This window comes from Streptomyces sp. NBC_01478, assembly GCF_036227225.1.
Taxonomy (GTDB): Bacteria; Actinomycetota; Actinomycetes; order Streptomycetales; family Streptomycetaceae; genus Streptomyces.
The window spans coordinates 3,014,452-3,034,923 of record NZ_CP109444.1 but is presented as its reverse complement, the minus strand read 5'-3'; the positions used below and the strand labels follow the sequence as shown (position 1 = coordinate 3,034,923).

Here is a 20,472-nt window from a genome sequence, read left to right as displayed (position 1 = left end):
GGGGGTCACTTGGCGCCCTCCTCTGTTGCCTGAGCCGCCTGCCAGCGGTACCCGCGCGGCGTCACCATGCGCCCCGCGATGTCCCGGGTGGCCGTGTTGCCCACGGTCACGACCGTCATCATGTCGACCGTCGCCGGATCGAGCGCGGCCAGTGTCGTCAGTCGGCTGGATTCGTCGGGCCGGGAGGCGTTCCGTACGACACCGACCGGCGTCGTCGGCTCCCGGTGCCCGGCGAGGATCGCGAGGGCCTTCGGGAGCTGCCAATCGCGGCCCCGGCTACGGGGGTTGTAGAACGTCACCACGATGTCCGCCTCCGCCGCCGCCCGCACCCGCCGCTCGATGATCTCCCACGGCGTGTGCAGATCGGAGAGGCTGATGGACACATGGTCGTGGCCGAGCGGTGCCCCGAGGATCGCGGCCGCGGCCAACGCGGCCGTCACGCCCGGGACTCCGACCACGTCGATGTCGTCCGACGCCTCCGCGAGCGCGGGCGAGGCCATCGCGTACACCCCGGCGTCACCGCTGCCGATCAGCGCGACGGTCTGTCCCTTGCGCGCCTCGGCCACGGCGGTGCGGGCCCGCTCCTCCTCCGCGCCGAGCCCCGACTCCAGGACCAGCGTCCCGGGCCGCAGCAGATCGCGGATCTGGTCGACGTACTGATCGAGCCCCACGAGCACGGCGGCGCGCCGGAGTTCGGCCTTGGCGCGCGGGGTGAGCAGATCCCGGGCGCCGGGTCCGAGCCCGACCACCGCGAGCCGCCCGCGCGCGACCCGCCGTACGACAGCACAGGTCGCCATCGCCGGCTGCCCGTCGGCGCGCTCCGACTTCCGCTTGGGGACGAGGAGTTCGCCCCCGCCGACGAGCGCGGCGGCCTCCGCCACGGACGGCGTGCCCACGGCCGCGAGCGGCGCGTCGGACGGATTGGGCACCTCTACGGCGGCCAGCTCCTCGGCGGAGTAGGTCACCAGCGGCACACTCAGGCGCTGAGCCGCCTGGACGATGCCGGGCTCGTCCGCCTTGGCGTCCACGGTGGCGAGTTCGGCGATGTTGCCGGCGGACAGCCCCGCCTCACGCAGAGCGTCGTAGACCAGTCCGAGCACCTCGTTCACGGGTGCGCCCTTGGACGCACCGACCCCGACGACGAGCGACGGCGGCCGCAGCACGACCTCCTGCTCGCCGGGCTCGACGGCGCGATCGGTGACGCGGACGACGTACGCACCGTCCCCGGCCGACACCCGCAGCGGCGGCAAAGGCCACGCCAACTCGGCGTCCAGCGCGACCGGTTCACCGTCGAGCAGGGCCCGCGTGACCCCGGCGACATCGCCTTCCACGGGGAACCCGAGCGTGTCGAGTCCAGGCACACCCACCGCGTCCGTGGCCGTGGTCACCACAGGCCGCGCGGCGAGCAACTCGCCCACGTCCACGGCGAGTTCATTGGCCCCGCCGCCATGTCCGCCGACCAGCGACACGGCGAACCGGCCGCCCTCGTCGACGCACACGATCCCCGGGTCGGTCCGCTTGTCGCCCAACAGCGGGGCGATCAGCCGTACTACGGCCCCCGTGGCGAGGAAACACACGAGCTGCTCGCACTCCGCGAACGCGGCCCGGACGGCGTCCCCCACGGGACCCTCGTACACCCGCGTACGGTCCGGCCACGCGGCGGCCAGCCGGTCCCGCGCCGTCGCTCCCGCCGAGGTGGCGGAGATGAGGCCGATCACGAGGCAACTCCTTCATTCGACAAGGGGGTTCGGACCCCCCACAACAGAAAAACGGGATTGGTCGCCGCCAGCCGGGTCACGTCACCCGGCAGCGGCGCCAGCCGGGACGACTGCAACAGCACCCCGTCGACCGCGAACCCGGCACCGCCGAGCGCCTCGCGGACCGCCGGCACCCGGTCGAGCGCGGCCATCGCGACGACCACGGTCCGCCGGGCCCGCCGCGCGCACGCGGTGACGATGGCGGGCAGTTCGCGCCCGCCGCCGCCGACGAACACGGCGTCGGGATCGTCGAGGTCGGACAGCACGGTCGGCGCCGCCCCGTGCACGGTGTGGACGTCGACGCCGTGCGCCTCGGCGTTGGCGCGGATCCGCTCGACACCGTCCCGGGTCTTCTCGACGGCGGTGACGGCGGCGCCGAGCCGCGCGCACTCCACGGCCACCGACCCGGAGCCCGAGCCGACGTCCCAGACCAGGTCGCCGAGGTGCGGCCCGAGCCGGGCCAGCGCCAGCGCCCGTACCTCGAACTTGGTGATCATCGAGTCCCGGTGCTCGAACTCCCGCTCGTCCAGCGCCCATTGGGCGGGCCCTACGGCAGCCCCGGCGACCGTCCGCACGGCACCCGGCACTCGCGACTCGTCCAGGCACAGCACCACACTCACCGCCGTACCCCAGTCCCGGGCGGCGGCCTCGGCGGGCGTGACCCGCTCCACCTGTTCCTCCCCGGAGCCCAGCGCGGACGCGACGACGAGGACGCGCCCGCCGGTCCGGTGGGTGAGCGCGGCGCCCAGCTCGGCGGGTCCGGCGCCCGGCCCGGTCAGCACGGCGACCTTGGGATGCGCGCGGCACGCGTTGACCGCCGTACGAAGGTCACGTCCGTGCGCGCTGACGACGACCGCGTCGTCCCAGGTCAACCCGGCGCGGGCGAAGGCGGTGGCGACGGAGGAGACACCGGGGCGGACATCGAGGGCGGCGCTGGAGAACCGTTCCGCCAGCGCCCGTACGATCCCGAAGAACCCGGGGTCCCCCGAGGCCAGCACGACGACGGGCTCGCCCTTCTCGACGTAGGCCTGGATGGTGTCGAGGGCGGGCGCGAGCGGACCGAGGACGACCTGCTCGGCGTCCTCCGGGACCGTGACGGCGGCGAGATGGCGCCGCCCGCCGACGACGAGCCGGGCACCGGCGAGCACGTCGTCCACGACGGGCGCCCCCGTCCCCGTACCGACGACCGTGATCATGTGCTCGCACCCCGCGAGCGCAGGGCCCTGCGGGCCGCCGGGTCGGCCTTGCGATAGCCGTGGAAGTGGCCCGGGTGGTAGAGGTGCGAGCGGGTGCCGTGGGCGTCCAGGGCCGGGCCGACCAGGAAGAGGGTGTGCTTCCAGAGCTTGTGCTCCTTGACCGTCTCCTCCAGCGTGCCGACCGTGCACTTCACGATCAGTTCCTCGGGCCAGGTCGCCTGGTAGGCGACGACGACGGGCGTCTCCGTCGGATAGCCGCCCTCCAGCAGCTCCCGCACCAACTGCCCGCTGCGGGCGGCCGACAGGAAGATCGCCATGGTCGTGCCGTGGCGCGCGAACTCCCGTACCTCCTCCCCGGGCGGCATCGGCGTCTTGCCCCCGCCGAGCCGGGTCAGGACGACGGACTGCGCGACCTCGGGGATCGTCAACTCGCGCTGCGCGAGGGCGGCCACGGCCGAGAACGCGGAGACACCGGGGACGATCTCGGTCTCGATGCCGATCGCGGCGCACCGGTCGACCTGCTCCTGAGTGCCGCCCCAGAGGGCGGGATCGCCGGAGTGGATACGGGCGACGCGCAGCCCTTCGGCCCTCGCCCGCTCGTACACGGCGACGACGTCCTCCAGCGACATCGTCGCCGAGTCCAGGACCTCGGCGCCCTCGCGCGCGTGGTCGAGGACCTCCGCCTGCACCAGGCTGGCCGCCCAGATCACGACGTCGGCCTCGGCGATGGCGCGCGCGGCCCGGAACGTCAGCAGGTCGGCGGCGCCGGGGCCGGCACCGACGAAGGTCACCTTGCCGGTGGGGGCGGCAGCGGTATCGGCAGCGGCCATGGGGTCGGATCCTCTCAAGCGGGACAAACAGAACGGGAACGTCAGTACACGTGGGGGTGGAGTGGTCCAGGATGTGCGCGAACAGGGGTTGATCGGATAGCAAGGGGACTATGGCGGTCTTCGTCGCGCTCGGCGCGTTCCTGATGACGCTGGCCGGCGGCTGGACGGCACAGCGCGTGACCGACCGCCGTCATCTCGTCCTGGGCCTGGCCGGCGGCCTGATGCTGGGCGTGGTCGGCCTCGACCTGCTGCCGGAAGCGCTGCGCGCGGCCGGCCGCGAGGTCTTCGGCGTACCGGCCGCCCTGCTGCTCTTCGTGGCCGGCTTCCTCGTGGCCCATCTGGTCGAACGCCTGCTCGCCGCCCGCCAGGCCGCGCACGGCGCCGAGGAGAACAACGGCCGGGCCCCCGAGGTGGGCCTCACGGCGGCTTCCGCGATGGTCGGCCACAGCTTCATGGACGGTGTCGCGATCGGCGCCGCCTTCCAGGTCGGCGACGGCATGGGCACGGCGGTCGCGCTCGCGGTCATCGCCCACGACTTCGCGGACGGCTTCAACACGTACACGATCACGAGCCTGTACGGCAACGCCCGCCGCAAGGCGATCGCGATGCTGGTCGCGGACGCGGCGGCCCCGGTGGCCGGCGCCGCCTCGACGGCGTTCCTGACCATCCCGGCCCCGCTGCTCGGCGGCTATCTCGGCTTCTTCGGCGGAGTGCTCCTCTACCTCGCCGCCGCCGAGATCCTCCCCGAGGCGCACCACGACCACCCCGCGCCCGCGACCCTGCTCTGCACGGTCGCCGGAGCGGCGTTCATCTGGCTGGTGGTCGGCCTGGCGGCCTGATCTGCGACCTGTCACAACTTCCCGCCCCGCCCGCCCTCGCGCCGCGCGGGTGCGATGAGCGTGGACAGATAGGGCAACGGCTCCCCGTCCAGCTCGGCGGCCGGCCGGATCGACTCCTCGGGCAGCCCGAGCGCCGACCCCCACACCGCGTCCTCGATCCGCCCGGTCTCCCGTAGCGCCTCGGCGACTTCGGCCGCCTGCCGCCCGAATTTGTACGCTACGACGGTCCCCGGCCCGGCGAGCGCGTCCTTGAGCACGGCTGCTCCGGCGGTCACGGGAACGAGCGTCAACGGCTCGGTCCCTTCCGTGAGGACGGCCCCGGAGCGCGCGGCGAGATCCTGCATCGCGGTGATCCCGGGCACGGTCTCGACGACGGTCCCCGGCACCAACTCCCCGATGGTCAGGGCGAGATACGTGAAGGTGGAGTAGACGTTCGGGTCCCCGATGGTGGCGAACGCGACGACGCCGTGCGCGGCGAGCAGCTCGGCCACCTTCGCCCCGGCGGCATCCCAGGCGGCCTCGCGCCGGGCCCGGTCGGTCCGCTCGTTGAGCGCGAAGACGACCCGCAGGATCTTCTCCTGGGGCACGTAGTGCAGCACGGTCGCCTCCGCCCGCCCCCGCTCACCCGTATCCATGACCGGCACGACGACGACATCGGCGGCGCGCAGAGCGTTGACGCCCTTGACGGTCACCAGCTCCGGATCCCCGGGACCGACCCCGACTCCGATCAACCTGCTGCTGCTCATGACGTCCGGCACCTCTCCACGAACCGACGGGCCACACCGGGCTCGGCCGCCCAGTGCGTGTGCAGATAACTCGCGTGCACACCCTGTTGTACGAAACCTTCGACCCGCCGGTCAGGGGCGCGCACGCCCCAGGCGGGAGCCGCCCCCGAGCCGGGCTCGACGACGGTCCGATGAAACTCGTGCCCACGCATCCGCGTCCCGGCGACGGCCAGCACACTGTCGCTCAGCGCGACGGCGTCCCGATACCCCAGGGTCAGCCGTTCGCTCATCCGCGCGGTGGCGTCGAGCACCCCGCACATCGGCCGACCGTCCAACTCCCGGCACAGATACAGCAGTCCGGCACATTCGGCGGCCACGGGAGCGCCGCTCTCGGCGAGCGCTGAGACGGCCTTCCGCAGCGGCTCGTTGGCGGACAACTCCGCGGCGTACACCTCGGGGAACCCGCCTCCGATGACCAACCCGCGTGTCCCGTCCGGGAGTTGTTCATCCCGGAGCGGATCGAACACGACGACTTCGGCGCCGGCCGCGGTGAGGAGTTCGGCGTGTTCGGCGTAGGAGAAGGTGAAGGCGGGGCCGCCGGCGACGGCGACCACTTCGCGGGTGGTTGTGTCGGTGACGGGGGCTTCCCACGCTTCACCTGTCAACGCGCCCGCGCTGCGTGCCAGTGCGAACAGGGCTTCCAGGTCGCAGCCTTCGCGTACCTGCGCCGCCATCGCGGCGACCGCTTCAACCGCTGCCGACTGCCGTTCCGCGACCGGCACCAACCCCAGATGCCGGGACGGCGTGTCCACCTGCGGCACCCGCCGCAGCACGCCGAGCACGGGCACCCCGGCAGCGTCCAACGCCTCCCGCAGCAACGCCTCATGCCGGTCCGACGCCACCTTGTTGAGGATCACGCCCCCGACCCGGACCTCCGGATCCCAGGAAGCGAACCCGTGCACCAGCGCGGCGACGGACCGGGACTGCGAGGACGCGTCGACGACCAGCACGACAGGCGCCCGCAGCAACTTCGCCACATGCGCGGTGGACGCCAACTCCCCTTCCCCCGCGGCCCCGTCGAACATCCCCATCACGCCCTCGACGACCGCGAGATCACACCCGCGCGCCCCGTGCGCGAACAGCGGACCGACCAACTCCGGCCCGCACAGATACGCGTCGAGGTTCCGCCCCACCCGCCCGGTGGCGAGCGAGTGATACCCGGGATCGATGTAGTCGGGCCCGACCTTGTGCGGAGACACGGCGAGCCCCCGCGCGGCGAACGCGGCCATCAGCCCCGTGGCAACGGTGGTCTTGCCGCTGCCGGAGGACGGCGCGGCGACGACCAGCCGGGGGACGGAGGACGAGGACGAGGACGTCATGACGGATTCACCACTCGATACCCCGCTGGCCCTTCTGGCCCGTGTCCATCGGGTGCTTGACCTTGGACATGTCGGTGACGAGGTCGGCGAAGTCGACGAGCTTCTCGGGTGCGTTCCGCCCGGTGATGATCACGTGCTGCGTCCCCGGACGGTCCCGCAGCACGGAGATCACCTCGTCCGTGTCGACCCATCCCCAGTGCATCGGGTACGCGAACTCGTCCAGCACATACAGCTTGTACGTCTCGGCGGCGAGGTCCCGCTTGACCTGCTCCCAGCCCTCGCGGGCCTTCTCCTCGTTGTCCATCTGGGAGTCGCGCTGGACCCACGACCAGCCCTCGCCCATCTTGTGCCAGTCGACGGACCCGCCCTCACCCGAAGCCCCCAGCACCCGGAGGGCGTTCTCCTCCCCGACCTTCCACTTCGCCGACTTGACGAACTGGAACACCCCGATCGGCCACCCCTGATTCCAGGCCCGCAGGGCGAGTCCGAAGGCTGCGGTGGACTTGCCCTTCCCAACTCCCGTATGCACGACGACAAGCGGCCGGTTCCGCCGCTGACGGGTCGTCAATCCGTCGTCCGGTACGACACTTGGCTGCCCCTGCGGCATTACGCGGCCCTCCTCTGTACGTCCTTCACCAGTCCGGCGATCGAGTCCGCCCGCAACTCGTCCAGCGTCACCGCCGTACCCTCCAGCTCACCGGCCAACTGCCCGGCCAGGCCCAGCCGTACGGGCCCCGACTCGCAGTCGACGACCACGGAGGCGACCCCGTCGGCCGCGAACAACCGCGCCGCCCGCCCCGCGAGCGCGACCGGCTCGGGTCCGCCGGTCGCCCGCCCGTCGGTCACCACGACCACCAACGCCCGCCGGGCCGGATCCCGCAGCCGCTCCACCCGCAGCACGTCACGCGCCTTGAGCAGCCCGGCCGCGAGAGGCGTACGCCCCCCGGTCGGCAGGGACTCCAGCCGTACGGCGGCGGCGTCCACGGAGGACGTGGGAGGCAGGGCGACATCCGCGGCCGACCCCCGGAAGGTCACAAGACCCACCTTGTCCCGCCGTTGATACGCGTCCAGGAGCAACGACAGCACGGCCCCCTTCACCGCACTCATCCGCTGCCGCGCCGCCATCGACCCGGAGGCGTCCACGACGAACAGCACGAGGTTGCCCTCACGCCCCTCCCGCGTCGCCTGCCGCAGATCGTCCCGCCGCACGACCAGCCCGCGCCCGGCCCGCCCACGCGCGAGCTGATGCGGTGCCGCCGCCTGTACGGTCGCCGCCAAGTGCAGCTTGGTGAGGGCCCCTTGAGGCCGCCGGGCCCCGGTGGTCCGCCCGTGCTCGGTCCGCGCCCGCGAACGCCGCCCGGCGGCACCCTCACCGATCCCCGGCACGCTCAACGCCTTGGTGCGGAAGGGCTCGGAGGCCCGTACGGGCTGCTGCTCACCGGAACCGGAAGGCTGCGGCTGCCCGCCCTCGCCGGCCTCGGGCTGCGCACCCGTGCCCCCGTCCTGGGGCCCGTCGGAGTCCGACTCGGGCGGCTGCTGCCCGCCACCCCCGCCGCCGTCGGGACCGTCAGGACCGTCCGGCCCCGGATCGTCGTCCTCGGGCGCCTGCTCCTGCTCCGCGAACTCCTCCAACGTGTCGTCGAGCTTGTTCTCGTCAAGTCCCGGCGCGTCGAAGGGATTTCGCCGCCTGCGGTGCGGCAGCGCGAGCAACGCGGCCTGCCGTACGTCCTCGGCGAGCACCTCGGTCCGCCCGGCCCACGCGGCCAGCGCGGTCGCCGTCCGGGCCATCACGATGTCGGCACGCATACCGTCCACCTCGAAGGCCGCACAGGTCGCCGCGATCTGCCGCAACGCCCCGTCGCCCAGGTGCACGGACGGCAACAGCGCACGCGCGGTGATGATCCGGGCCCGTACGGAGGACTCCTCGTCCGCCCAGCGGGTGGCGAAACCGTTCGGATCGTCGTCGTAGGCGAGCCTGCGCCGCACGACCTCCACCCGCTGGTCGGGCTCCCGCGAGGCCGCGACCTCCACGGTCAGGCCGAACCGGTCGAGCAACTGCGGTCGCAGTTCGCCTTCTTCGGGGTTCATGGTGCCGACGAGCAGGAAGCGGGCGGCGTGCCGGACGGAGACACCTTCGCGTTCGACGTACGACGCGCCCATCGCCGCCGCGTCCAGCAGCAGGTCGACCAGGTGGTCGTGGAGGAGGTTGACCTCGTCGACGTAGAGGATGCCCCGGTGCGCGTCGGCCAGCAGGCCGGGCTCGAAGGCCTTGACGCCCTCGGCCAGCGCCCGCTCGATGTCGAGGGCGCCGACGAGCCGGTCCTCGGAGGCGCCGACCGGCAACTCGACCATGCGGGCCGGGCGTTGGGTGCCGGGTCCGGTCTCGTGCGGCCCGTCCGGGCAGGCCGGGTCGGGGGCGGCGGGGTCGCAGGAGAAACGGCACCCGGGGACGACGGAGACCTCCGGCAGCAGCGCCGAAAGGGCGCGTACGGCCGTCGACTTGGCGGTGCCCTTCTCGCCGCGCACCAGCACCCCGCCGACCGCCGGTGACACGGCGTTCAGCAGCAGCGCGAGCCGCAGGTCGTCCTGGCCGACAACGGCCGTGAACGGAAAGGGAGTTGTCACTGGTCGTCACCCTCCAGGTCGCCTTCGAGCTCCAGGTAGGTGGCCCGCAGTCGTTCCAGCGTGTCCGCGTCCGGCTCGGCCCACAGACCGCGCTCGGCGGCTTCGAGGAGCCGTTCCGTGATGCCGCGCAGCGCCCATGGGTTGGACTTCTTCATGAAGTCCCGGTTCTCCGGGTCGAATACGTACTCGGCGCTGAGCTTCTCGTACATCCAGTCGTCCACGACCCCGGCCGTCGCGTCGTAGCCGAAGAGGTAGTCGACGGTCGCCGCCATCTCGAAGGCGCCCTTGTAGCCGTGCCGCCGCATCGCCGCCATCCAGCGGGGGTTGACGACCCGGGCGCGGAAGACACGGTGCGTCTCTTCGCCCAGCGTGCGGGTCTTCACCTGGTCGGGTGTCGCGGAGTCGCCGACGTACGCCTCGGGGGAGGTGCCCGTCAGATGTCGGACCATGGCGACCATGCCGCCGTGGTACTGGAAGTAGTCGTCCGCGTCGACGAGATCGTGCTCGCGGGTGTCAACGTTCTTGGCCGCTACGGCAATTCGCTTGAACGCCGTTTCCATGTCCCCGCGTGCCTGCCGCCCGTCGAGGCCGCGTCCGTAGGCGTACCCGCCCCAGACCGCGTACACCTCGGCGAGGTCCGCGTCGCTGCGCCAGTTGCGCGCGTCGATCAGCGGCAGCAGACCGGCGCCGTACGCCCCCGGCTTGGAGCCGAAGATACGGGCCGTGGCCCGGCGCCGGTCGCCGTGCTCGGCGGTGTCCTCGTCGGCGTGCGCGCGGACGTAGTTGGACTCGGGGGGCTCATTCAGGTCGGCCACCGCCCGTACCGCGTCGTCGATCAGTCCGACGACGTGCGGGAACGCGTCCCGGAAGAAGCCGGAGATCCGCACGGTGACATCGATGCGCGGTCGGCCCAGTTCCGTGACGGGCACGATCTCGAAGCCGGTCACCCGGCGCGAGGCGTCGTCCCAGACGGGACGGCAGCCCAGCAGCGCGAGGATCTCGGCGATGTCGTCGCCCTGGGTGCGCATCGCCGACGTGCCCCACACCGTGAGCCCGACGGACTTGGGGAACTCGCCGTTGTCCTGGACGTACCGCTGCATGAGCGAGTCCGCCAGCGACTGCCCGACCTCCCAACTCAGCCTGGACGGAATGGCCTTGGGGTCGACCGAGTAGAAGTTCCTGCCGGTCGGCAGGACGTTGACCAGACCACGGGTCGGGGAGCCCGACGGTCCCGCCGGGACGTAACCCCCGTCGAGCGCGAGCAGGATGTGGTCGATCTCGTCGGTCGTGCGGGCGAGGCGGGGGACCACCTCATTGCAGGCGAACTCCAACACCGCGACGGCGTCCGGGAGTTCGGTGCCGATGACGGCACGGACGAGCGCCGGGACCGCCGTGACCTCCCACTCCTGGGACTCCATGCCTTCCGCGAACCGGCGGCACAACTGCTCCAGCAGATCGATCGCGTCGGCCGCCGAACGGGCCGGTCCCTCGACCAGCTCGCTCAGCTCCACCGGCACCTTCACCGGCGCACCCGGCTCGGCCAGCAACTCCTTCTCCACCAGGCCGAAGTGCTCGGCCAGCGCGGCCCGCAGCCCCGGCAGGGCATTCGCCTGCCCGCCCCACACCTGCGAGGCGCGCAGCACCGCGAGCACGAGGTTCACGCGGGCCTCGCCGACCGGCCCGCCGCCGAGGATGTGCAGCCCGTCGCGGATCTGCACGTCCTTGATCTCGCACAGATAGCCGTCGATGTGCATCACGAACTCGTCGAACGCCGCGTCGTCCGGCTGGTCGTCCACATGCAGGTCGTGGTGCAGCTCGGCCGCCTTCACCAGCGTCCAGATCTGCGCACGCACGGCCGGTGCCTTCGTCGGGTCCAGGTCGGACACCAGCGCGTACTCGTCGAGGAGTTGCTCCAGCTTCGCCAGATCGCCGTACGTGTCGGCGCGGGCCATCGGCGGCACGAGGTGGTCGACGACCGTGGCGTGGCCGCGCCGCTTGGCCTGGGTGCCCTCGCCGGGGTCGTTCACGATGAACGGGTAGATCAGGGGGAGTTCACCGAGTACGGCGTCGGGCGCGCAGCCGCTGCTGAGCCCAAGTCCCTTGCCCGGCAGCCATTCCATGGTGCCGTGCTTGCCCATGTGGATGATCGCGTCGGCGCCGAAGCTGTTGTCCAGCCAGCGGTACGCGGCCATGTAGTGGTGCGACGGCGGCATGTCGGGGTCGTGGTAGATCGCGATCGGGTTCTCTCCGAAGCCGCGCGGCGGCTGGATCATCACCACGACGTTCCCGAACTGGAGGGACGCCAGCACGATGTCGTCACCGTCGACGTAGAGGTTGCCCGGCGGCTCGCCCCACGCGTCCAACATGCCCTGCCTGAGGGTCGGTTCGAGCTTGTCGAACCATGCCCGGTAGTCGGCGAGCGGCACCCGTGCGGGCGCGGCGGCCAACTGCTCCTCCGTCAGCCACTCCACGTCGTGGCCACCGGCGTTGATGAGCCGGTGGATCAACTCGTCCCCGTTGTCCGGGTGTTCGTCGACCCCGTACCCGGCGTCCCGCAACGCGTCCAGCACCCGGATCGCCGAGGCGGGCGTGTCGAGACCGACCGCGTTGCCGACGCGCGAGTGCTTGGTCGGATAGGCGGTGAAGACGACCGCGAGCCTCTTCTCGGCGTTCGGCTTGTGCTTCAACTTCGCGTGTCGAACGGCGATTCCGGCGACCCGCGCGGCCCGCTCGGGGTCGGCGACGTAGACCGGGACGTCGTCCGGTCCCTGCTCCTTGAAGGAGAACGGGACGGTGATCAGCCGCCCGTCGAACTCGGGGATCGCGACCTGCATCGCCGCGTCCATGGGGGAGAGGGCGGCATCGGACTCGTCCCACGCGGCCCTGGACGACGTAAGGCAAAGTCCTTGCAGCACAGGCACGTTGAGGTCGGCGAGCGCGCCGATGTCCCAGGCCTCCTCGTCACCGCCGGCCGAGGCCTGCGAGGCGTGCGTGCCGCCTGAGGCGAGGACGGTGGCGATCAGCGCGTCCGCCGCGCCGAGGATCTCGTACAGCCCGGAGTCGGCACCGCGCAGCGAACCGCAGTACACCGCAAGGGCGTTGGCACCCTTCGCCTCGATCCGGTCGCACAGGGTGTCCACGAACGCGGTGTTGCCGGAGAGGTGGTGTGCTCGGTAGAAGAGCACACCGACGGTCGGGCGGCCCTCGACGAAGGCACGCTCGCCGTGGACGCCGAACTCGGCCATTTTCTGCGGCTCTTCGAAGCCCTCGCCCGTGAGCAGCACGGTGTCCGAGAGGAAGCGGGCGAGTTCCGTGAGGTTGTCAGGCCCGCCCTCGACGAGATACCGGAGCGCCTCGGCGACCACACCCGCCGGTACCGACGACTCGGCCATCAACTCGGCGTCGGGCACGGTCTCCCCGCCCAGCAGCACGGTCGGGATGCCCGAGGCCTTGAGCACGGCGAGCCCGTCCTCCCAGGCCCGCTTGCCGCCGAGCAGTCGTACGACGGCAAGGTCCGCACCGGAGATCAGGGCGGGCAGTTCCTCCGCCGCGTCCACCCGGGACGGGTTGCCGATCCGGTACCCGGCGCCGGAGGCCCGGGCCGCCAGCAGATCCGTGTCGGCGGTCGACAACAACAACACTGTGCTCATGCGGGCGCTCCCGGTGGAATGAAAGGCAGTCCTTGCGGCGCGCCGGACTCGATGAGCCGCCACAGCGCGTCCGTGTCCGCGTGCTGTTCGATGAGGTCGCCGAGCCGGTCGAGCTGCTCCTCGCGCAGCGCGGCGAACGAGGTGTCGGGCGCCGGCACGAACCGGCGGCCCGCGGCGGCCGCCACCTCGCGCAGGAACGCCCGCCGGAATCCGTCCGACTCCAGCGAGCCGTGCCAGTGCGTGCCCCAGGTCTGACCGACCCGGCAGCCGTCCAAGAAGGCTTCGCCGCCGGTCAGTTGGGCAACCCCGTGATGGATTTCGTACCCCTCGACCGGCTCGCCGAGGGCTTCCCCCACCGGCCGGGTGAGGGTCTTCTCCCGCGCGAACCGCACGCGCAGCGGCAGGACCCCGAGCCCGCCGACCGCCCCCTGGCGGCTCTCGACCTCGTCGTCGATGTGCTCGCCGAGGATCTGGAAGCCGCCGCAGATGCCGAGGACGGGGCGCTGTTCGGCGGCCCGGCGGACGATCGCGTCCGCGAGGCCGCGCTCGCGCAGCCACTCCAGCGCCTTCACCGTCCCCCGGGTGCCGGGGATGACGACGAGGTCGGCGTCGGCCAGTTCCTCAGGCCGGTCCACGAACCGCACCACGACGCCCGGTTCGGCGGCCAACGCGTCCACGTCGGTGAAGTTGGACATGAGGGGGATCGCGCAGACGGCGACCCGCAGTACGTCCTCGCCGACCGGCGCCGCGGTGTTGGACTCGCGCACGGTCCCGCGCAGTGAGATCCGCAGCCCGTCCTCCTCGTCGATCCCGAGCCCGTGCCGGAACGGCAGCACGCCGTAGGTCCGCCGCCCGGTGAGGCCGAGCAGCATTTCCAACCCCGGTTCCAGCAGCGACACATCGCCCCGGAACTTGTTGACGAGGAACCCGGCGACGAACGCCTGGTCCTCGGGGCTCAGGAGCGCGACGGTCCCGAAGAAGGAGGCGAAGACGCCCCCGCGGTCGATGTCCCCGACGACGAGAACGGGCAGTTGGGCATTGCGCGCGATGCCCATGTTCACGATGTCGGTCCGCCGCAGATTGATCTCGGCGGGACTGCCGGCCCCCTCGCAGATCACCGCGTCATACGTGCCCCGCAACTCGGCGAGACAGTCCAACACGGTCCCGAGCAGGGCCTCTTGCCGCCCGCCGTGATAGCCACGGGCACTCATCTCGCCAACAGGCTTGCCCATCAGTACGACTTGACTGCTCCGGTCGCTGCCCGGCTTCAGCAGTACGGGGTTCATCAGCGCCGTCGGCTCGATGCGACAGGCCTGCGCCTGCATGGCCTGCGCCCGCCCGATCTCGGCGCCCTCGCGCGTGACAAACGAGTTGAGGGACATGTTCTGCGCCTTGAACGGCGCGACCTTCACGCCCTGCCGCACCAGCCACCGGCAAATCCCGGCGGTGACGACACTCTTCCCGGCGTCCGAGGTGGTGCCCGCGACCAACAGCCCGCCGCCGCTCATGACGTGCGTCCCTTCACGAGGAGCCGCCCGGCCACACTGACCCCGAGCGCGAGCAGTCCGACGCGCCGGGACAGTCGTACGGCTCGATCGATGTCCGCCACGGCGACGGCGCGCCCGTCGCCGTTGAGCACGGGCCGGTGCTCGACCCGGCCGCCGTAGGAGAGCGTCCCGCCGAGGCGCACGCCGAGGGCTCCCGCGAAGGAGGCCTCCACGGGACCGGCGTTGGGGCTCGGGTGCTTGGGGGCGTCGGTGCGCCAGGCGCGGACCGCTCCGCGCGGGTCGCCGCCGGCGACGGTGGCGAGGACGGCGGTGAGGCGGGCGCCCGGCCAGCCGGCGACGTCGTCGAGACGGGCCGAAGCCCAGCCGTAGCGGCGGTACTTGGCCGACTTGTGGCCGACCATGGCGTCGAGGGTGTTCACGGCGCGGAAGCCGAGCAGGCCCGGGACGCCCGCGATGCCGCCCCAGACCAGGGCGCCCACCACCGCGTCGGAGGTGTTCTCGGCGACGGACTCGACGACGGCCCGGGCGATCCCGTCGGCGTCGAGGGCTTGGGGGTCCCGTCCGCAGAGGTGGGGGAGCCGTGCCCGCGCACCGTCGATGTCCCCGGCCTCCAGCGCCCGCCCGATGACCCCGGCTTCGCGCGCGAGCGAGGTCCCGCCGACGACGGCCCAGGTGGCGGCGGCGGTGAGGGCGGCAGAGGCGGTACGGGAAGACCGTAGGGCCGAAGTGGCCGCGGCGGCGAGGGAGACGGCGCCGCCCACGCACACGGCGGTGTGCAGGGCGCCCCAGCCTCGGTGGTCGCGCCACAGCAGCCGTTCCACGGCACCGGCAACGCGGCCGAACGCGGCGACCGGATGCCCGCGGCGAGGATCGCCGAGCAGGTGGTCGCCGAGAAGGCCGGCGGCGGCGCCGTACGCGAAGACGCGATCGGCACGCATCGGCTCAGCCGATCGCTGGGTCGGGCACTGCGCTGGTACGGGACCTCGAACGGCAGCCGAGCATGGCGATATGTCCTCACTCAGGGTGTCCACGCCCTGGTTCGACGAGACCGGCGGTGAGAGTTCCTGGCTCCCGGGGCTACCTACCCCGGTGACAGTGGCGGGACCGCGCCGGATTCGCACCGGCTTCCTCTCCTGCCGCCGTATATGGCTCCGGCAGTCCACCATGCTGTTGGAAGGGGCGTCAACTTGCTGTTGACCTGGGACGGAGGAGTGTGCTGAGGCCCACATGCCGGGCTTGTTTGACTCTGGTCGACCGAATCAGGCCTCTCTAGACTGGAAAGGAGAATCCAGGGAGCGGTAGGTCGAGTGGTAGCGGCTTTCGAAGCCCATTCTTCGGGGGGACCTGCGCGGCCGGCATCGGCGACGCTACGGTTTTCGGGCGCGATGGACACCTTCGAGGACGCCAACTCTTGAGTCCAGGAGGTCTGCGTGGTCGACGAGGGCCCGTCCGCACAAGCGTGGCGCACGAGTAGCTATTCGTTGACCGGGGAGGCTTGTGTCTCGGTCGCCGTGGTCGCGCAGGGGGTGTTGATCCGTGATTCCAAGAACATCGAGGAGGGACCGCTCGTCCGCGTCGCGCGTGACCCATGGCGCTTGTTCCTCACGGAACTCGGACCTCATGGTTTCAGCAACACGTGGTGAACGTGACTGACCTGGGGAGGGGGAGTCGGATGGGGAGCGGCGCTGACAATGGTGGGCGGCACGCTGACGGCCTTGTTCTCGCGGGCTACTGCGTGGTGTGCGGCCTGGTGGCGAGCGTGGTGGGGGCGGCAAGCTCCTTGTTGGCGAACGGCACACGGGACAAGCTGATCGTCTGGGGCCTGGTGGCGGTGACGGTTGCCCTCGCAGGTGGTACCTGGTGGGGGTACAGCCCTGACGCGGTTCGTCGGGTCGTCTCGCTCAGTCTTCATCGTCCCGGCCGCCACGGGGTCCACGGACAAACCGGCCCAGAGCGACGCCGACCGCGCTGACCGCGGTCGCGAGGGCTACGCTCAGCGCGGCCCAGACGGGCCTGGGTATGTGCGGGAGACGGATGCCACGGGCCGCGTAGCAAAGGAATCCCAGGGCGAGGATCACCGCGACTATGCATGACGTGGCGATCAGGATCCGCCGGACCGCGCTTTTGGAGAACGCGGCGTCCTCATCGATACGTCGTTTGCTCTCGGCGTCCCGGATCTCTATGAATCGCTTGGTCTTGGCCGGCTTGTCGGTGAGCCGGTCGAGTAGTTCGTTGTCCGACAGGGGATCAGAGTCGTTCTGCTTCTCAGGAGGCCTACTGGCCTCATCCGTCACACCGAAGCGGTCGCGAGCCCTCCGCAACGCCGCAGTGCATCGCTCGGTGAGCCGCCCCATCGCCCCTCCTGTAGGGCTCATGGTCTAACTGGTGACGAAGTCCCGCGCTGCCTCGTCGATCAGGGCGACGGCGGCGTCATCCCCGAGTGCGATGTCGGTCAGCGTGGCGAAGCATTCTTGGTACCGCGCGATCAGTTCGTGGTCGTCCCGGATGGCGAGCTGTCCAGCTCCGTCCACCCAGAGCAGGTCGTCGTCGTCCTTGAAGCCCAGCAGGACGAAGCTGCCCAGCGTGCTGTAGTGGGCACCGGCTCCGAACGGCAGGACCTGCAGCGTCACTGCGGGGAGTTCCATGATCGTCTTGATGTGTTGCAGCTGATGCCGCATGACGGCGGGTTCGCCGATCCGGCGACGCAACGCGGCCTCGTCGACCACGAAGGTCATCTCCGGGCTGTTGTCCCCTTCGAAAAGCCGCTCTTGGCGCGCACTGCGCAGCTCGACCACGCGCCGGGCCCGTTCCGGGGACGCGAGCGGGGCGAGCAGTGCCTCCGCGTAGTCCTCCGTCTGAAGGAAGCCGGGGAAGATGATTGGGTGGTACGTACGCACCGAGCTCGCGGCACTTTCATACCCCAGGTACTGCGTGAACGACGGAGTGAGCACATCGCTGAAGTCCGTCCACCAACTCTGCCCCTTGGAGCCCCGGGCGGCTTCTTCGAGCTCGGCGACCAGTTGGGAGTCCGTCACGCCGTACTCCTGGAGCAACGCCCGTAGATCGGTGACCGAGAGACTGACCGTTCCGGCCTCGATACGGATGATCTTCGAGAGTGACCACTCCAGGGCCTCGGCCGCGTCGCGTTGGGTGAGCTCGGCCTTCTCGCGTGCCTTGCGCAGCTCGATACGCAGTCTCCGGCGCATCAGGCTCGGATCCATTCGCTGCGGCATCGTGCTCCTGCTTTCGTCCGTCGGGGTGGTTGCGAAGGGACTGGAAACTGGCGGTCAGCCGTGCGCGGGTCGACACTATCACTTTGCTGTGTGGCTGGACGCTGTGCTCTCTTCGCCATATGTCATGAAGCCTGAAGAGAAGAATAGTCCAAACGACGTGTGTCGCTTCGATGTGGTCTGATCGGGCGGTCAAATGCGACGGGGCGGGGAAGCATGGAGAACTGCTTCCCCGCCCCGCGGGACGGTTGTGGTGCGGTGATGTGCCTGTCGGGTCAGGCCACGATCAGATAGATCCCGTACGCCACCGCCGCCGCGCACGCCGCGAAGCACACGTACGCGCCGCTCAGGGCGAGCGTCGCCGAGTCGCCCTGAGCGGTGGCGCGTTCGCGGTGGGAGAGGGCGGTGATGCCGAGGGTGAAGACGGCCACGAGGGCCACGGTCGCCACGAGGCTGACGCCGAAGACGGAGCCGAGGGCTGCCCAGTCGATGTGCATGCTGATTCGTTCCTTCTCGTGTCTGGGGCGCGGGCTCAGACGGCGGCGGCCGGCGGGGTCGCCGGAGTGGCCGGGTCGGGCGTGGCGACGGTGGGCGGCGAGAGGATCGTCGCCGTGAGGCCCTCGGAGAGGGCTACCGACGGGGGCGGCGGGGTCACGGCGGCGATCGCGGTGGTCACCACGCCGGCCGGTTCGTCGATCTCGTTGACGTTCGAGGCGTCGACGACCTGGCGGCGGGAGAGCAGCCAGATGGCGGTGCTGGAGGCGACCAGGAAGACGGCCACCAGTGCGGTGCCCCAGTCGCCGAGGTCGGTGACGGACTCGGCGAGCGCGCCGACCAGTGCGGCGGCCGGCAGTGTCAGACCCCAGGCGACGAACATCCGGGTGGCGGTCGACCAGCGGACGACACCACCCTTGCGGCCGAGACCCGCGCCCATCACCGAACCGGAGACGGCGTGCGTGGTGGAGAGGGAGAAGCCGATGTGCGAGGAGGCCAGGATGACCGCGGCGGCGCTGGTCTGGGCGGCGAAGCCCTGCTGCGGCCGGAGGTCGGTCAGGCCCTTGCCCATCGTGCGGATGATGCGCCAGCCGCCGATGTAGGTGCCCATCGCGATGGCGAGGCCCGCGGAGAGGATGACCCAGGTGGGCGGGTCCGAGTCGGGGGCGATGGAGCCGCCGGCGATCAGGGCCAGCGTGATGATGCCCATCGTCTTCTGCGCGTCGTTCGTGCCGTGGGCCAGCGAGACCAGCCCGGCGGAGGCGATCTGGCCGACGCGGAAGCCCTTGTCGGCGGCCTTGCCGTTCGCGTTGCGGCTCAGGGCGTAGGAGAAGCGGGTGGCGAGCATCGCCGCGACGCCCGCGACGATCGGGGCCGCGACCGCAGGCAGCAGCACCTTGGTGACCAGGACGTCGCCGTGGACCGCGCCGGTGCCGGCCGAGGCGATGGTGGCGCCGATCAGACCGCCCATCAGGGCGTGCGAGGAACTGGACGGCAGGCCGACGAGCCAGGTCACCAGGTTCCAGAGGATCGCGCCGACCAGGGCGGCGAAAATGACCTCGGGACGGATGCCGCTCTCATCGACGAGACCCTTGGAGATCGTGTTGGCGACCTCCACGGAGAGAAAAGCGCCCACCAGGTTGAGGGTGGCCGACATGGCCACCGCGACCTTGGGCTTGAGCGCACCGGTCGAGATGGTGGTGGCCATCGCGTTGGCGGTGTCGTGGAAACCGTTCGTGAAATCGAACGCGAGTGCGGTGACCACCACAATCGCGAGGATCAGCGAGAAGCTTTCCATTTACCCAGGCAATCGTTCGAAGTCATTGGCGCGTTGACCGTAGGCAACCTGAATGAACGGAAGATGAACTGAGGGGGTCCCTGCGGTGTCCGTACTGCCTAGTAATTCCGGGCGAACCTCCGCAGTTGGTCCACCGTCCCGTTGAAGAGATTCTGGTCACCCGGCAGGCTCCCGCCGTTGTCGTACTGCCAGAAGGTCCAGTACGACCATCCGGCGGGCAGCGGGCCCGCGTCCGCCGACTTGTGGTGGGCGATCCACAGCGCGTGTGTCGAGGCCAGGGTGGTGTTGTCGCCCGTGCAGGTGTTCCACCATCGCGCGGTCGTGTAGATCACCGGGCGGCGGCCGGTCTCCCGCTTCACCTCGGCGCTGAAGGCCTTGATCCAGTTGACCGTCCCGGCTTTGCTCAGGCCGTAGCAGCCGTGCTTCCTGTCGTACGGGTTGTATTCGATGTCCAGCGCGGGCGGCAGCGTCCAGCCGTCCGCCTTCCAGTCGCCGCCGTGCGCCACGAAGTAGGCGGCCTGGGTCGCGCCGGACGACCTGTCCGGCAGTGCGAAGTGGTACGCGCCGCGGATGATGCCCGCCGCGCGGGCGCCGTCGTACTGCCGGCTGAAGGAGGGGTTCCGGTAGGTGGTCGACTCGGTCGCCTTGACGTAGGTGAACGTGGCGCCCTTCGCCTTCGCGCTCGGCCAGTCGACGTTCTTCTGGTGCGAGGAGACGTCGTGGCCCTTTGCGGGGGTCGCGGCGATGGCCGGGGGTGCGGTGAGTGCGAGCGCGAGTGCGGTCGTGGTCGCGGTGACGGTGAGTGCGGCGAGGCGGGTGCGGGGCAGGGGCGGTTTGCGGTCGCGGGCCATGGTTCCCCCGGGGATGGCGGCGTGCGCGACGAATCCCCCGGAGGCTATGGGGAGATCTGTCGATGCCGGTCGGTCTCCGGCCGGGCGGCC

At 71.1% G+C, this 20,472-nt stretch carries 17 protein-coding genes and 1 riboswitch; of the genes, 2 read left to right on the top strand and 15 right to left on the bottom strand.

Annotated features, from left to right (window positions below):
- Positions 1-5: 5 nt before the first annotated feature.
- The 3 genes from cobJ to cobM are packed head-to-tail and all read right to left on the bottom strand — an operon-like array spanning position 6 to position 3,783.
- A complete protein-coding gene (cobJ, locus tag OG223_RS13635; protein WP_329247136.1) occupies positions 6-1,718 on the bottom strand; it encodes a precorrin-3B C(17)-methyltransferase in 1,713 nt (570 codons plus the stop codon).
- Positions 1,715-2,953, bottom strand: a complete 1,239-nt coding sequence (gene cbiE / locus OG223_RS13630; protein ID WP_329247133.1) for a precorrin-6y C5,15-methyltransferase (decarboxylating) subunit CbiE — start codon at positions 2,951-2,953, stop codon at positions 1,715-1,717. The genes cobJ and cbiE overlap by 4 nt, the downstream gene beginning before the upstream one ends.
- The gene (cobM, locus tag OG223_RS13625; RefSeq protein WP_329247131.1) at positions 2,950-3,783 is read right to left on the bottom strand and encodes a precorrin-4 C(11)-methyltransferase; all 834 of its coding nucleotides are present in this window, start codon (positions 3,781-3,783) and stop codon (positions 2,950-2,952) included. The genes cbiE and cobM overlap by 4 nt, the downstream gene beginning before the upstream one ends.
- A gap of 110 nt (positions 3,784-3,893) precedes the next feature.
- Here cobM and OG223_RS13620 point away from each other — a divergent pair, with 110 nt between their 5' ends.
- Positions 3,894-4,622 (top strand): ZIP family metal transporter, encoded by a 729-nt coding sequence (locus OG223_RS13620; RefSeq protein ID WP_329247129.1) that lies wholly within the window; start codon positions 3,894-3,896, stop codon positions 4,620-4,622.
- A gap of 11 nt (positions 4,623-4,633) precedes the next feature.
- Here the strand turns inward: OG223_RS13620 and cobI are convergent, their stop codons facing one another.
- From cobI to OG223_RS13585, 7 genes are read right to left on the bottom strand one after another with little or no spacing between them, the layout of a single operon-like run.
- The gene (gene cobI, locus OG223_RS13615; RefSeq protein WP_329247127.1) at positions 4,634-5,380 is read right to left on the bottom strand and encodes a precorrin-2 C(20)-methyltransferase; all 747 of its coding nucleotides are present in this window, start codon (positions 5,378-5,380) and stop codon (positions 4,634-4,636) included.
- Positions 5,365-6,726, bottom strand: coding sequence for a cobyrinate a,c-diamide synthase (locus OG223_RS13610; protein ID WP_329247124.1), 1,362 nt, complete (start codon positions 6,724-6,726; stop codon positions 5,365-5,367). Before OG223_RS13610 ends, cobI begins: the two co-directional genes overlap by 16 nt.
- A 7-nt stretch (positions 6,727-6,733) precedes the next feature.
- Entirely contained in the window at positions 6,734-7,333 is a 600-nt protein-coding gene (cobO, locus tag OG223_RS13605; protein WP_329247121.1) for a cob(I)yrinic acid a,c-diamide adenosyltransferase, read from the bottom strand.
- Positions 7,333-9,351, bottom strand: coding sequence for a putative cobaltochelatase (locus tag OG223_RS13600; protein WP_329247120.1), 2,019 nt, complete (start codon positions 9,349-9,351; stop codon positions 7,333-7,335). The genes cobO and OG223_RS13600 overlap by 1 nt, the downstream gene beginning before the upstream one ends.
- A complete protein-coding gene (gene cobN, locus OG223_RS13595) occupies positions 9,348-13,001 on the bottom strand; it encodes a cobaltochelatase subunit CobN (RefSeq protein WP_329247118.1) in 3,654 nt (1,217 codons plus the stop codon). Before cobN ends, OG223_RS13600 begins: the two co-directional genes overlap by 4 nt.
- Complete coding sequence (locus OG223_RS13590; RefSeq protein ID WP_329247115.1) at positions 12,998-14,509, bottom strand: cobyric acid synthase; 1,512 nt, start codon at positions 14,507-14,509, stop codon at positions 12,998-13,000. The genes cobN and OG223_RS13590 overlap by 4 nt, the downstream gene beginning before the upstream one ends.
- Complete coding sequence (locus tag OG223_RS13585; protein ID WP_329247112.1) at positions 14,506-15,447, bottom strand: cobalamin biosynthesis protein; 942 nt, start codon at positions 15,445-15,447, stop codon at positions 14,506-14,508. The genes OG223_RS13590 and OG223_RS13585 overlap by 4 nt, the downstream gene beginning before the upstream one ends.
- A 98-nt stretch (positions 15,448-15,545) precedes the next feature.
- Positions 15,546-15,688: riboswitch (cobalamin riboswitch) on the bottom strand.
- Positions 15,689-15,939: 251 nt separating this feature from the next.
- Here OG223_RS13585 and OG223_RS13580 point away from each other — a divergent pair.
- Positions 15,940-16,152, top strand: a complete 213-nt coding sequence (locus OG223_RS13580; RefSeq protein WP_329247109.1) for a DUF397 domain-containing protein — start codon at positions 15,940-15,942, stop codon at positions 16,150-16,152.
- Positions 16,153-16,410: 258 nt separating this feature from the next.
- Here OG223_RS13580 and OG223_RS13575 read toward each other — a convergent pair whose 3' ends face one another.
- The 5 genes from OG223_RS13575 to OG223_RS13555 all read right to left on the bottom strand — a co-directional run bounded on the left by OG223_RS13575 (position 16,411) and on the right by OG223_RS13555 (position 20,382).
- A complete protein-coding gene (locus tag OG223_RS13575; RefSeq protein ID WP_329247106.1) occupies positions 16,411-16,863 on the bottom strand; it encodes a hypothetical protein in 453 nt (150 codons plus the stop codon).
- 24 nt (positions 16,864-16,887) lie between these two features.
- Complete coding sequence (locus tag OG223_RS13570) at positions 16,888-17,742, bottom strand: helix-turn-helix domain-containing protein (RefSeq protein ID WP_329247103.1); 855 nt, start codon at positions 17,740-17,742, stop codon at positions 16,888-16,890.
- Positions 17,743-18,014: 272 nt separating this feature from the next.
- Positions 18,015-18,236 carry a hypothetical protein gene (locus OG223_RS13565; protein WP_329247100.1) on the bottom strand — a complete coding sequence of 74 codons (222 nt, stop codon included), beginning with the start codon at positions 18,234-18,236 and terminating at the stop codon, positions 18,015-18,017.
- Positions 18,237-18,271: 35 nt separating this feature from the next.
- Positions 18,272-19,531: an inorganic phosphate transporter gene (locus OG223_RS13560; RefSeq protein ID WP_329247097.1), complete on the bottom strand. Its 1,260-nt coding sequence runs from the start codon at positions 19,529-19,531 to the stop codon at positions 18,272-18,274.
- A 98-nt stretch (positions 19,532-19,629) separates the two neighbouring features.
- Positions 19,630-20,382, bottom strand: coding sequence for a lysozyme (locus tag OG223_RS13555; RefSeq protein WP_329247095.1), 753 nt, complete (start codon positions 20,380-20,382; stop codon positions 19,630-19,632).
- Positions 20,383-20,472: the final 90 nt, after the last annotated feature.